We start from the raw sequence: 12,845 nt of genomic DNA on the forward strand, positions 1-12,845 counted from the left end.
GGCGGTTCTCCCGTCACGCTCCCGGGCGCCGCGTCGTGATCCGACCCGGCGGACCGCGTGTTGTGCGCGGTACCGCCGTCCGGGGCGCGGTCGCCGCACGGGAGCTGTCGTCTCGCTCGCCGGGGCCGAGTTGTCGGCACCGGCGAAAGTCTCCTGGTCAGTGCGCCTGCCGGACCCGGGTGGCTCCCTGGTGGATCGGCGGCGCTACGACGGCCGTCCTACGCGGAACCTTCCGGCACCTTCGCGGCGCTCGGCCCGGCGGCCGTGGATGGGGCGGCCGGGGCGGCGTCGCGGTCGGGCGCGAGCGGATCGGTCACCGTGCCGGACTCCTCATCGAGCAGCCCCTGCGCCAGCCTGGTCACCGCGGCGGGGACCGGCGGCGCCAGGTCGGCCGTAGCGCGGAGACCGGACAGGACGTCGTCGGGTCGCACGGCAGGTGTCAAATGCCGAACAACCAGCCGCAGTATCGCACAGGCACGGTCGCCGGGCCTATCGGCCGGGGCCGCCAGCGCTTCGAGTCGGGCGACGGCGCCACGGGCGTCGAAGGTCCGCAACCCGTTTTTCGTCCGGCGCTGGACCTCGACGGTCTCCTCGGCGAGGAAGGCCGCCACGGCCCGCTCGGCGTCCGCCGGCTCGACGCCGTCGAGCCGCAGCTCCCAGAGGGAGGCCTGCAGCCGGTCGGCGAACGAGGAGGTGTGGGCCTCCACCGCGTCCGTGATGTCGAGCCCGTCGGGCAGCGACTCGTCGAGCAGCTCCCTGAGCTGCTTCGGGTCGCGGAACTCGGCGAGCTGGATCTCCAGGAACTCGGCCTCACTGCCCGTGCCGGTGGGTGCGGCATTGGCGTACGACACCTTGGGATGCGGGGAGAAGCCCGCCGAGTACGCCATGGGGACGTCGGCGCGGCGCAGGGCCCGCTCGAAGGCGCGCTGGAAATCGCGGTGGCTGGTGAACCGAAGGCGGCCGCGCTTGGTGTAACGCAGACGAATGCGCTGCACCACAGGTGCGGGCGGCGGACCTTCGGGCTGTCGCTTGCCCAGTGTCGTTCAGTCCTTCGTGAGAGCGGTCGTACTGCTACCTAGAGTACGTGCCTCACCCGGGAGCGCGCCCCGGTGGGTCGGAACGCGTGAAGGCCCCACCGGGGCGGTGGGGCCTTCACGGGATGTCGCGGCGGGCTACTTGACGACCGTCAGCGGCAACAGTTTCTTGCCCGTCGGGCCGATCTGGATCGAGGTGTCCATCTGCGGGCAGACCCCGCAGTCGAAGCACGGCGTCCAGCGGCAGTCCTCGACCTCGGTCTCGTCGAGGGCGTCCTGCCAGTCCTCCCAGAGCCAGTCCTTGTCGAGACCGGAGTCCAGGTGGTCCCAGGGCAGGACCTCCTCGTACGTGCGCTCACGCGTGGTGTACCAGGCGACGTCGACGCCCTGCGGGGGCAGCGTCTTCTCGGCGGACTTCATCCAGCGGTCGTAGGAGAAGTGCTCGCGCCAGCCGTCGAAACGGCCGCCGGACTCGTAGACCTCGCGGATCACGGCGCCGACGCGGCGGTCACCGCGCGAGAGCAGGCCCTCGATGATGCCGGGCTTGCCGTCGTGGTAGCGGAAGCCGATGGAGCGGCCGTACTTCTTGTCGCCGCGGATCTTGTCGCGCAGCTTCGCCAGCCGTGCGTCGGTCTCCTCGGCGGAGAGCTGCGGCGCCCACTGGAAGGGGGTGTGCGGCTTGGGCACGAACCCGCCGATGGAGACGGTGCAGCGGATGTCGTTCTGCCCGGAGACCTTGCGGCCCTCGGCGATGACGTTGACCGCCATGTCACCGATCTGGAGGACGTCCTCGTCGGTCTCGGTGGGCAGGCCGCACATGAAGTACAGCTTCACCTGGCGCCAGCCGTTGCCGTACGCGGTGGAGACCGTACGGATCAGGTCCTCTTCCGAGACCATCTTGTTGATGACCTTGCGCATGCGCTCGGAGCCGCCCTCGGGGGCGAAGGTGAGGCCCGAGCGGCGGCCGTTGCGCGTCAGCTCGTTGGCGAGGTCGACGTTGAAGGCGTCCACGCGGGTCGAGGGCAGGGAGAGGCCGATCTTGTCCTCTTCGTACCGGTCGGCGAGGCCCTTGGCGATGTCACCAATCTCGGTGTGGTCCGCGGAGGACAGCGACAGCAGGCCGACCTCCTCGAAGCCGGTCGCCTTGAGACCCTTCTCGACCATCTCGCCGATGCCGGTGATGCTTCGCTCCCGCACGGGGCGCGTGATCATGCCGGCCTGGCAGAAACGGCAGCCGCGGGTGCAGCCGCGGAAGATCTCCACCGACATCCGCTCGTGGACGGTCTCCGCGAGCGGGACCAGCGGCTGCTTGGGGTAGGGCCACTCGTCGAGGTCCATGACGGTGTGCTTGGAGACCCGCCACGGCACGCCGGAGCGGTTGGGCACCATACGGGCGATACGGCCGTCCGGCAGATACTCCACGTCGTAGAAGCCCGGGACGTAGACGCCGCCGGTCTTGGCGAGGCGCAGCAGCAGCTCCTCGCGGCCGCCGGGGCGGTCCTCGGCCTTCCAGGCCCGGATGATCTCGGTGATCTCCAGGACGGCCTGCTCGCCGTCGCCGATGACCGCGCAGTCGATGAACTCCGCGATCGGCTCGGGGTTGAAGGCCGCGTGGCCGCCCGCGAGGACGATCGGGTCGTCGACGGTGCGGTCCTTGGCCTCCAGCGGGATGCCCGCGAGGTCGAGGGCGGTGAGCATGTTGGTGTAGCCCAGCTCGGTGGAGAAGCTCAGCCCGAAGACGTCGAAGGCCTTGACGGGGCGGTGTGCGTCCACGGTGAACTGGGGCACCTTGTGCTCGCGCATCAGCTCTTCGAGGTCCGGCCAGACGCTGTAGGTGCGCTCGGCGAGCACGCCCTCGCGCTCGTTGAGGACCTCGTAAAGGATCATGACGCCCTGGTTGGGCAGTCCGACCTCGTAGGCGTCGGGGTACATGAGCGCCCATCGGACGTCACAGCTGTCCCAAGGCTTAACGGTGGAATTCAGCTCTCCACCGACGTACTGAATGGGCTTCTGCACGTGCGGGAGCAGCGCTTCGAGCTGTGGGAAGACGGACTCGACAGACATCTCGACCTTCGGAGGCTGGCAGGGGGCGACTCTCTAGCGTACGCGAGCGAGCGGTGGAGCATGCCGCAGGCGAATCGGACCCCTGGGTGCCCCCCGTCCCGGGGCTCCGCCCCGGCCCCCGGGGGTGCCCGCCGTTGCGGGGCTCTGCCCCGGCCCTCCGGGGTGGCGCGCCGTTGCGGGGCTCCGCCCCGAGCCCCGGTCCTCAATCGCCGGACGGGCTTGATGGGGGCGGGCCCAGCCAATCCAGCCCGTCCGGCGATTGAGGACGCGCCCGCAGGGCGCTCAGCCGCCGCAGGCGGCCAGGACAGGACCCTAGGGGAACCGGTCACCGCTTGGCGGACGCCTTCCGCCAAGCGGAAGGCAGTTCCCGCTCGCACGCGCCAGCAACGGCTTCCTCGCGGCCGTGCAGCAGTCCGAGCGTGTACGTGCTCTCCCCCGCCGCGTGCGCCTGGATGGCCAGCGCGCGCAGTGCCTCGCGGGCCATGACGCTGTCCTGGTGTTCGCCCAGCAGGCTCTGGACGGTCTTCATCCGCCGAGCCAAGCGCTTCGCCCGCTTGCCGAGGGCCGGTTTCGCGGCTTCGGCGGCGTAGCGGGCGCGCTTGGCCGCCTTGCGGGCGTCGTGCAGGGCGGTGTCGCGGCCGGGGCCCGCCTCGGTGGCCAGGGCGTGGTCGACGCGGCGGGCGAGGCGGCGGTAGTCGCGCAGGACGGCCTTGGCGAGGGTCTCGCGCGGCGGGCCGGCGGCGGCGGGGAGCAGGGGCGGGTCGGCGAGGAGCGCCTCGAGAGTGCCCAGAAGGGTGAGGTAGCGCTCGCTGTCGAGGACGGCGAGCAGGCGTTCGCGGGCGTCCGCGTGACGGCCGGCGGCCCAGCGGCGCAGCCGGGCGTGGACGGGGCCGAGCACGAGGGTGTCGGGGACCTCGTCGAGGCGTTCGCGCAGGCGGGCGGAGAGGACCTCGCCGTCCCGGTCGAGTCCCAGTTCACCGGCGAGCCACTTCAGCTCCGCGCCGACCGGGTCGGTGACCCGGCGGTCGAGCACCTTGGTGAAGGTGCGGAAGGCGCTGCGCAGCCGGCGGGTGGCGACGCGCATCCGGTGGACGGCGTCGTCGGCGTCGCGCCGGACGCCGGCGTCGCCCGCGACGACGGCCTCGGCCTGGGTGCGGACGTAGGCCAGGACGTGGTCCCCGGCCGTGGCCGGGCGCCGCTTCCGTTCGCGCCCGGGCTCCGGCGCGGGCGCGGGGCCGGTCTCGGCGAGCGCGCGGGACAGCTTGGAGGGGGCCTTCGACGGGCGCAGGCCCGCTCCGAGCAGATGGGGCTCGACGACGTCGAGGAAGGCGGGGACGGTGTCCTTCCCGAGTTCCAGCTCGTATTCGGTCCAGTGCGCCGTGCGGCCGCCGGCGAGCCGGGTGGCGGTGACCGCGTCGGCGCATGCCTCGGCGAGGACCGAGCCGTGCTCGTCGAGGAGGTGATGGGCCTCGCGGCGGGAGACGATCCGTACGAGGGGGACGAGTTCCGCGTCGCGGGTGCGGGCGCGGACGAGGGTGGCGAGGGCGCGGGGCACCGCGGGTGACAGGGGTGCGTGGATCTCGTCACGGGTGCCGGGGGCGACGGGGAGCTTGAGGTGCCAGCCCGCGTCGGGGCCGCCCGTGCGGCGGCGCAGGGTGATGCCGGCGGCCGCCAGCCGGTGGTCGGCCGTGTCGTAGTAGACGGCGTCCAGCTCCGCCGGTTCCCGCGTGGTGACGGCGGCGACGCCCTCGACCCGGCGCAGATCGGGCAGCCGGGCCGCGCCCGCGCCGTCCCCGGCTTCGTATTTCCGCTCGATCTCTCGCACGGTTTCCGCCATGGACCGAATCTAATGCGCGGTCGGCCGGGCCGACAGGCCGCGGGCACCTCCGGCGGGTGTGCGGGCGCGTCCTCAAGCTCCCCCGGCTACCGCTGGGAGGTGCCCCCAGCGGGCTGGATTGGCTGGGCTCAGCCCAAACCCGCCCGGACGGGCTGATGAGGACAGGCTCAGCCAAAACCAGCCCGTCCGGCGCTTGAGGACACAGCACACCAGCCCGTCCGGCGCTTGAGGACAGAGCACAGCAGCCCGTCCGGCGGACACTAGGCCGACACGGGGCGCTGCACCTTGATGGACTGGAGGAGTCCGACGGCGATCCAGGCGGCGAACATGGACGAGCCGCCGTAGGACACGAAGGGCAGGGGCAGTCCGGTGACGGGCATGATCCCCAGCGTCATGCCGATGTTCTCGAAGGACTGGAAGGCGAACCAGGCGATGATGCCGGCGGCCACGACCGTGCCGTACAGCTCGGTGGTCTCCCGGGCGATGCGGCAGGCGCGCCACAGGACGACACCGAGCAGCACGATGATCAGGCCCGCGCCGACGAAGCCGAGTTCCTCGCCCGCGACGGTGAAGATGAAGTCGGTCTGCTGCTCGGGGACGAACTGGCCGGTGGTCTGGCTGCCGCGGAAGAGTCCGGAGCCGGTGAGGCCGCCCGAGCCGATGGCGATGCGGGCCTGGTTGGTGTTGTAGCCGACGCCCGCCGGGTCGAGGGCGGGGTTGGCGAACGCGGCGAAGCGGTTGATCTGGTATTCGTCCAGCACGCCGAGCTGCCAGATGAGGACGCAGCCGAGGACGCCGGTGCCGAGCAGTCCGGCGATCCAGCGGTTGGAGGCGCCGGAGGAGAGCAGCACGGCGAGCACGATCACCACGAGCACCATGACGGAGCCGAGGTCGGGCATCAGCAGGATGATGACGATGGGCAGCGCGGCGAGGCCGAGGGCCTCCATGACGGTGCGGTGGTCGGGGTGCAGCCGGTCGCCGGCGTCGACCTTGGCGGCCAGCAGCATCGCCATCCCCAGCGTGATGGTGATCTTGGTGAATTCGGAGGGCTGGATGGAGAAGCCGCCGCCGAGCTGGATCCAGGACCGGGCGCCGTTGATGGTCGCGCCGAGCGGGGTGAGCACGGCGGCGGTGAGCAGCACGGAGATGCCGTACAGGATGGGGACGGCGCCGCGCAGGGCGCGGTGGCCGAGCCAGACCGCGCCGACGGCGAGCGCGAGCCCTATGCCGGTGTTGAGGATGTTGCGCAGCAGGAAGTAGTACGGGTCGCCGTGGTTGAGTTCGGTGCGCCCGCGGGTGGCGGAGTAGACGAGCAGGGTGCTGATGCCGGACAGGGCCAGCGCCGCGAGGAGCATGACCCAGTCGAGCCTGCGGACGACGGAGTCGCGGGCGGTGAGCTTGCCCCAGGTGCCGCGTTCGGGGCTGTAGCGGCGGACTTTGTAGCCGTCGGCGGTGGTCACTCGTCCTGCCCCCCTGCCGCTGCCGGGCCGGGTTTCTCCGTGGCGTCGGGGTCGTCGGGCTTCCTGGTGGCGTCGGGGTCGTCGGGCTTTTCCGTCGAGTCCGCCGTGCCGGGCTTCGCCGCGCCGTCCTCCTTCTTGGCCCCGTCCTCGTCCTCCTTGCGGGCGGGCGGGCTGGGGAGGGGCTGGGCCTCGATGGTCCCGTCCTTCTGGATCTTCGGGAGCTTCGCCTCGGGCTTGGGCAGCAGCGCCTTCTTGGCGTCGATGCCGCCCTTCTCGTCGACGCCGTAGAGCGCGTTGTAGATCTTGCGTACGGCGGGGCCGGAGGCGCCGGAGCCGGTGCCGCCCTGGGAGATCGTCATGACGACGGTGTAGTCCTCGGTGTACGTCGCGAACCACGAGGTCGTCTGCTTGCCGTAGACCTCCGCGGTGCCGGTCTTGGCGTGCATCGGGATCTGCTTCTGCGGCCAGCCGCCGAACCGCCAGGCGGCGCTGCCGTTGGTGGCGACCCCGGCCAGGGCGCGGTCGAGCTGGTCGCGGGTCTTGCGGTCGAAGGGCAGCTTGCCGTGCGAGCGGGGCTTGATCTCCTCGACCCGCTTGCCGTCGGGGCTGACGACGGCCTTGCCGACGGTGGGGTTGTACAGGGTGCCGCCGTTGCTGATGGCGGCGTAGATGGTGGCCATCTGGACGGGGGTGACGAGTGTGTCGCCCTGGCCGATGGAGTAGTTGACGGAGTCACCGGCGCGCATCCGCATGCCGGACTCGCAGTTCTCCTTGGCGATCTTCCCGGCGTAGCTGTCGTCGTCCTTCTTGCCCTGCTTGCACCAGGAGTCCTTGTTGGACTTCCAGTAGTTCTTCTTCCAGTCGCGGTCGGGGACGCGGCCGCGGACCTCGTTGGGCAGGTCGATGCCGGTCTGCTTGCCGAGGCCGAACTGGTGGGCGGTCTTGTAGAACCAGTCCGCCGGGTGCTTGGGGTTGTTGCCGCCGTCCTTCTGCCACTGGCGGTAGGCCAGGTCGTAGAAGACGGTGTCGCAGGAGACCTCCAGGGCCCGGCCGAGGTCGATGGGGCCGTAGCCCTTGGACTCGAAGTTCTTGAAGACCTGGCTGCCGATGCTGTACGAGCTGGAGCAGTTGTAGTTGTCGGTGAAGGAGTAGCCGGCGTTGACGGCGGCGGTCGCGGAGATGACCTTGAAGACGGAGCCGGGGGCGGCCTGGCCCTGGATCGCCCGGTTGAGCAGCGGGAAGTTGGAGGCCTTGCCGGTGAGCCGCTGGTAGTCCTTGGCGGAGATGCCGCCGACCCAGGCGTTGGGGTCGTACGTCGGGTTGGAGGCCATGGCGACGACCCGGCCGGTCTTGGACTCCATCACCACGACGGCGCCGGCGTCGGCCTTGTAGTTGACGCCGGTGTTGCGGTCCAGCTCCTTGCGGGCGTCCTTCATCGCCTGGTCCAGTTCGCGTTCCGCTATGGCCTGCACGCGGGCGTCGACGCTGGTGACGATGTTGGCGCCGGGTTCGGCCTTGTCGCTCTTGGCCTTGCCGATGACCCGGCCGAGGTTGTCGACCTCGTAGCGGGTGACACCGGCCTTGCCGCGCAGCTCGGTGTCGTACTGGCGCTCCAGGCCGGAGCGGCCGATCTGGTCGGAGCGCAGCAGCGGGGAGCGGCTGTCCTTGGCCTTGGTGATCTCGTCGTCGGTGACGGGCGAGAGGTAGCCGAGGACCTGGGCGGTGTTGGAGCCGCCGGGTCCGGCGTAGCGGCGGACGGCGGTGGGTTCGGCGGTGATGCCGGGGAAGTCCTCGGCGCGCTCGCGAATCTGCAGGGCCTGCTGGGTGGTGGCCTCGTCGGTGATGGGGATGGGCTGGTAGGGCGAGCCGGCCCAGCAGGGCTGGGGGGTCTTGGCGTCGCAGAGCCGCACCTTGGCGGCGACGTCCTCGGGCTTGAGTTCGAGGATGCCGGCGAGGCGGGTGAGGACGCGCTTGCCCTTGTCCTTCATCTTCATCAGGTCGGTGCGGTTGGCGGAGACGACGAGACGGGTCTCGTTGTCCGCGAGCGGCACTCCGCGGGCGTCGAGGATCGAGCCGCGGGTGGCGGGGGCCACGACCTGCTGGATGTGGTTGTTGGCGGCCTCGGCCGTGTACTGGTCGCCGCTGCGGATCTGGAGGTACCACAGCCGCCCGCCGAGGGTGAACAGCAGGGAGAAGACCAGGATCTGGATGACGACGAGCCGGATGGTGACGCGCGAGGTGCGCCCGGTCTCGGGGAGGTTGCTCATGGCGTTCCCGCCTCCCGCCGGCTGCCGGTGAATCGCTGCGTCACAGTCGCTTGACCCCCTTGATGCGTCCGGACCTGTTCTTCGCCGACTTGGTCAGCAGACCGCCGCGCTGGCTGCCGATGCGGTTCGCCCTGCCGCCGGAGAGCCAGCCGTAGGCGCCTTCACCGCCCGCGGGGGTGCCGTCCCCGGCGAGCGGGTCGTTGTGGGTGCGCCGCGCCAGCGCCATGATCAGCGGCACGGTGAAGGGCGCGAGCAACAGGTCGTACACGGCAGCGGTGAGGACGAGGCCGGTCAGTCCCACGTGCCGGGCGGCGGTATCGCCGACGAGAGAGCCCACGCCCGCGTAGAGCAGGGTGGAGCCGACGGCCGCGGCGACGACGACGAGCATCGGGACGGTGGCCGACCGCATACGGCCGGTCTCGGGGCGGGCGAGGCCCACCAGATAGCCGACGAGGCACAGCACGAGGGCGTAGCGGCCGGTGGCGTGGTCGGCGGGCGGTGCGAGGTCGGCGAGGAGGCCCGCGGCGAAGCCGATCAGGGCTCCGCTGGTGTGGCCGTAGACCAGGGCGAGGCCGATGACGACGAGGAGCAGCAGATCGGGGACGGCTCCGGGGAGGTGGAGCCGGGCGAAGACGCTGACCTGGACGACGAGGGCGACCACCACGAGCACGGTGGAGAGCAGGATCCGGTTGAGGCGCATCGGTCTTCAGTCCCTGGGCTTGGCGCTCGCGGAGGGGGTGACCGTGACGGTCACCGTGGGGGCCGGTTTCGGGGCTTCCGGCTTGGGCGGCAGGACGGTGTCGCGCGGGTCGGTGCGGGGCGGCTGGACGACGACGCCGACGACGTCGAGCTTGCTGAAGCCGACGAAGGGGCGGACCTGGAGGGTGCGGGTCAGTCCGCCGCCGGCGGGCTCGACGCGGGTGACCTCGCCGACGGGGACGCCCGGCACGAAGGGCTTGTCCTTGCTGGAGCCGAAGGTGACGAGGCGGTCGCCCTCGCGCACCGCGGCCTTGCCGTTGAGGAGTTCGACGCGCAGGGAGCGGTCGCCCTGGCCGTTGGCGAAGCCGATCTCGCCGGTCTTCTCCATCCGGGTGCCGACGGTGAACTTGGGGTCGTTGGCGAGGAGGACGGTCGCGGTCGACGGGGCGACGGTGGTGACCCGGCCGACGAGTCCGTCGCCGTTGAGGACGGTCATGTCGCGCTTGACGCCGTCGTTGGCCCCGCAGTCGATGGTGACGGTCCAGGAGAAGCCCTGGGCCGCTCCTATGGCGATGACCTGGGCCCCCTTGATGCCGTACTGGCCGGCGCCGGCGGTCTTGAGCATCGCGTCCAGATCGCGGACGCGGCCGCGGTTGCGGTCGTCGCTGCCGAGCCGCTGCTTCAGGGCCGTGTTCTCGCGCTCCAGTTCGCTGATCCTGGTGTGGCGCTCGCCGGAGTCGCGGACGGCGGCGATGGCGTTGCCGACCGGGTCGACGGCGGTGGCGACGCCCTCCTCGACCGGGCCGAAGACGGAGGCGGCGGCATGCCGGGCACCGTCGAGCGGGGACCGCTCGCCACCACGGATGTCCACCGTGATCAGCGCGAAAGCGATGGCGACCAGCAGCACCAGCAGCAGCCGGCTCTCTCGTGTGTCCCTCACGTGCGGCGGCGTGCCCTTCTCATCGGACCGGCCGGGCTGCGGGTCCGGGCCGGTCATCGGGAGCGTTCTGCCTGTATATCAGGTTGTTTCCCGGCGGTGCCGGTGCGCCGGGGCGCGGTCGGCCAAAGACCGCCGGCGTTCCCCGGCACGTCCGGCGGTGCCCCCCGGCTCGGAGGTCCGGGGAGCCGCTCCGGGGGGCGGGGCAACGTTCCTCCCCGCCGCGGCGGGAGGTCTCAGCCGGGCGTCATCGGCGCGGCTGGGCGTCCAGCACCTGCTGGAGCGCCTCGAACTCCTCGACACACTTGCCCGAGCCGAGGGCGACGGAGTCCAGCGGGTCCTCGGCGATGTGGATCGGCATACCGGTCTCCCGGCGCAGCCGCTCGTCGAGGCCGCGCAGCAGGGCACCGCCGCCGGTGAGAACGATGCCGCGGTCCATGACGTCACCCGACAGCTCGGGCGGGCACTTGTCGAGGGTGGTCTTGACCGCGTCGACGATGGAGTTGACGGGCTCCTCGATGGCCTTGCGGACCTCCGCGGCGGAGATCACCACGGTCTTCGGCAACCCGCTGACCAGGTCACGGCCGCGGATCTCGGTGTGCTCGTCCTGTTCGAGGTCGTAGGCCGAACCGATGGTGATCTTGATTTGCTCGGCGGTGCGCTCACCCAGGAGAAGGCTGTACTCCTTCTTGATGTGCTGGATGATCGCGTTGTCCAGCTCGTCGCCCGCGACCCGGATGGACTGCGCGGTCACGATCCCGCCCAGCGAGATCACGGCGACCTCGGTGGTGCCGCCGCCGATGTCCACGACCATGTTGCCGGTGGCCTCGTGGACCGGCAGGCCCGAGCCGATCGCGGCGGCCATGGGCTCCTCGATGATGTGCACCTGCCGGGCGCCGGCCTGGGTGGAGGCCTCGATGACGGCGCGCCGCTCGACACCGGTGATACCGGAGGGCACACAGACCACGACCCGTGGCCGGGCCATCCAGCGCCGCTTGTGGATCTTGAGGATGAAGTACCGGAGCATCCGCTCGGTGATCTCGAAGTCGGCGATGACGCCGTCCTTCAGCGGGCGGACGGCGACGATGTTGCCCGGGGTGCGGCCGATCATCTTCTTCGCCTCGGAGCCGACCGCGAGGATGCCGCCGGTGTTGGTATTGATGGCGACGACGGACGGTTCGTTGAGGACGATTCCGCGACCTCTGACGTACACCAGCGTGTTGGCGGTCCCGAGGTCGACAGCCATGTCACGGCCGATGAACGACATGTTGTTCCCCATGAGGATACGTCTGGCCTTCCCAGCTGGAGCGAATGCTTACTTGAGGTCGGCAGGTGTGGTGCGCTGCGGGCGCGGAAGCTTCATCGTAGTCTCGACCGCCGGAACGCGGCGCGAGGGTTCCTCCGCCATTGTCGGCGGAACACGAGCGCGCCCCAGTAATGGTGACGTCGTGTCGGAGTGAGAGGTTCCCTCGTTCGCCGCGCATATGCCGGAGGGCGACCGAAAAGAAATCGGTCGCCCCTGATCAGAATGGGCGCGGGCCTGATGCGGTATCAGGCGAGGCCGGGAAAGAAAATCTTGATTTCCCGCTGGGCGGACTCCTCGGAGTCCGAGGCGTGGATGAGGTTCTCCCGGGTGATGGTCCCGAAATCGCCACGAATGGAGCCCGGAGCCGCCGCGATCGGGTCGGTGGGGCCGGCCAGCGCGCGCACGCCCTCGATCACCCGCTCGCCCTCGACGACCAGCGCCACGACCGGGCCGGAGGCCATGAAGCCCATCAGCGGCTCGTAGAAGTCGCGCCCGACGTGCTCGGCGTAGTGCTGCTCCAGCGTCGCCCGGTCCAGGGTCCGCAGTTCCAGCGCGCTGATCGTCCAGTTCGCCTTGCGCTCGATCCGGCCGACGATCTCGCCGATCAGGCCGCGGCGGACCGCGTCCGGCTTGAGGAGGACGAGGGTGCGCTGGCTCATAATGCGGCTCCTTGCGAGCAATCGATTGTGGTGGGCCAGAGGCTACAGGGGCGCGATGGTGCTCCCGCACCAGGGCCGGGGGCGACCCGTGCAGTCCGCGCTCCCGGGTGGCGGCTCACCCGCCGTCTTGTCCCGCACCACCGCTGCGCGGCGGTTGTCCTCAATCGCCGGACGGGCTGGTTTTGGCTGACCTCAGCCCGATCCAGCCCGCCGGGGGAGCTTGAGGACCGCCCGGGCCTACGCCTCGGCCGAGGCCTGGCCCGCGAAGCGGGCCTTCGCCTCGTCGACCTTGCGTCCGAAGTGCACCGAGGCCCACCACAGACCGGCGAAGACCACCCCGAGGATGAACATCATCGGGACCACGAAGCCGCTGGCGATCAGACCGATCTGCAGCAGCCAGCCCAGCTGCACGCCGCCGGGCCGGGTGAGCATGCCGCACAGCAGCACGCTCAGCAGCATCGCGGTGCCGCTGACCGCCCAGACCGTGCCGGTGGACAGGTCGGAGGTCTGCATGGCGACCAGACCGGCGAAACCGATGACGAAGAATTCACCGATCAGGGTGCTCGCGCAGAGCGTTCTCAT

General features: G+C 70.8%; 10 protein-coding genes. All 10 read right to left on the reverse strand.

The features are described 5' to 3' along the window. Positions 1-218 precede the first annotated feature (218 nt). Positions 219-995, reverse strand: coding sequence for a TIGR03936 family radical SAM-associated protein (locus ACZ6MA_RS03435; RefSeq protein ID WP_469431187.1), 777 nt, complete (start codon positions 993-995; stop codon positions 219-221). Between the two features lie 177 nt (positions 996-1,172). Next, complete coding sequence (locus ACZ6MA_RS03440) at positions 1,173-3,098, reverse strand: TIGR03960 family B12-binding radical SAM protein (protein ID WP_469430675.1); 1,926 nt, start codon at positions 3,096-3,098, stop codon at positions 1,173-1,175. A 325-nt stretch (positions 3,099-3,423) separates the two neighbouring features. Then, the gene (locus ACZ6MA_RS03445; RefSeq protein ID WP_469430676.1) at positions 3,424-4,935 is read right to left on the reverse strand and encodes a CYTH and CHAD domain-containing protein; all 1,512 of its coding nucleotides are present in this window, start codon (positions 4,933-4,935) and stop codon (positions 3,424-3,426) included. Positions 4,936-5,195: 260 nt separating this feature from the next. Beyond that, entirely contained in the window at positions 5,196-6,395 is a 1,200-nt protein-coding gene (rodA, locus tag ACZ6MA_RS03450; protein ID WP_469430677.1) for a rod shape-determining protein RodA, read from the reverse strand. Continuing rightward, positions 6,392-8,662 (reverse strand): penicillin-binding protein 2, encoded by a 2,271-nt coding sequence (gene mrdA, locus ACZ6MA_RS03455; protein WP_469430679.1) that lies wholly within the window; start codon positions 8,660-8,662, stop codon positions 6,392-6,394. The genes rodA and mrdA overlap by 4 nt, the downstream gene beginning before the upstream one ends. Positions 8,663-8,702: 40 nt before the next feature. After that, a complete protein-coding gene (gene mreD, locus ACZ6MA_RS03460) occupies positions 8,703-9,362 on the reverse strand; it encodes a rod shape-determining protein MreD (protein ID WP_469430681.1) in 660 nt (219 codons plus the stop codon). Positions 9,363-9,368: 6 nt separating this feature from the next. Next, positions 9,369-10,301 (reverse strand): rod shape-determining protein MreC, encoded by a 933-nt coding sequence (gene mreC, locus ACZ6MA_RS03465; RefSeq protein WP_469430683.1) that lies wholly within the window; start codon positions 10,299-10,301, stop codon positions 9,369-9,371. A gap of 244 nt (positions 10,302-10,545) precedes the next feature. Then, positions 10,546-11,565, reverse strand: a complete 1,020-nt coding sequence (locus tag ACZ6MA_RS03470; RefSeq protein WP_130877877.1) for a rod shape-determining protein — start codon at positions 11,563-11,565, stop codon at positions 10,546-10,548. A gap of 284 nt (positions 11,566-11,849) precedes the next feature. After that, positions 11,850-12,263, reverse strand: coding sequence for a nucleoside-diphosphate kinase (gene ndk, locus ACZ6MA_RS03475; RefSeq protein WP_469430685.1), 414 nt, complete (start codon positions 12,261-12,263; stop codon positions 11,850-11,852). A gap of 237 nt (positions 12,264-12,500) precedes the next feature. Next, entirely contained in the window at positions 12,501-12,845 is a 345-nt protein-coding gene (locus ACZ6MA_RS03480; protein WP_469430686.1) for a DUF4233 domain-containing protein, read from the reverse strand.

The organism is Streptomyces sp. NPDC042259, assembly GCF_055582085.1.

Bases quoted from the DNA above. Each gene is read 5' to 3' on its own strand.
- ACZ6MA_RS03440 (WP_469430675.1), bottom strand. From the start codon at position 3,098: ATGTCTGTCGAGTCCGTCTTCCCACAGCTCGAAGCGCTGCTCCCGCAC.
- ACZ6MA_RS03445 (WP_469430676.1), bottom strand. From the start codon at position 4,935: ATGGCGGAAACCGTGCGAGAGATCGAGCGGAAATACGAAGCCGGGGAC.
- mrdA (WP_469430679.1), bottom strand. From the start codon at position 8,662: ATGAGCAACCTCCCCGAGACCGGGCGCACCTCGCGCGTCACCATCCGG.
- mreD (WP_469430681.1), bottom strand. From the start codon at position 9,362: ATGCGCCTCAACCGGATCCTGCTCTCCACCGTGCTCGTGGTGGTCGCC.
- ACZ6MA_RS03470 (WP_130877877.1), bottom strand. From the start codon at position 11,565: ATGTCGTTCATCGGCCGTGACATGGCTGTCGACCTCGGGACCGCCAAC.
- ndk (WP_469430685.1), bottom strand. From the start codon at position 12,263: ATGAGCCAGCGCACCCTCGTCCTCCTCAAGCCGGACGCGGTCCGCCGC.
- ACZ6MA_RS03480 (WP_469430686.1), bottom strand. From the start codon at position 12,845: ATGAGAACGCTCTGCGCGAGCACCCTGATCGGTGAATTCTTCGTCATC.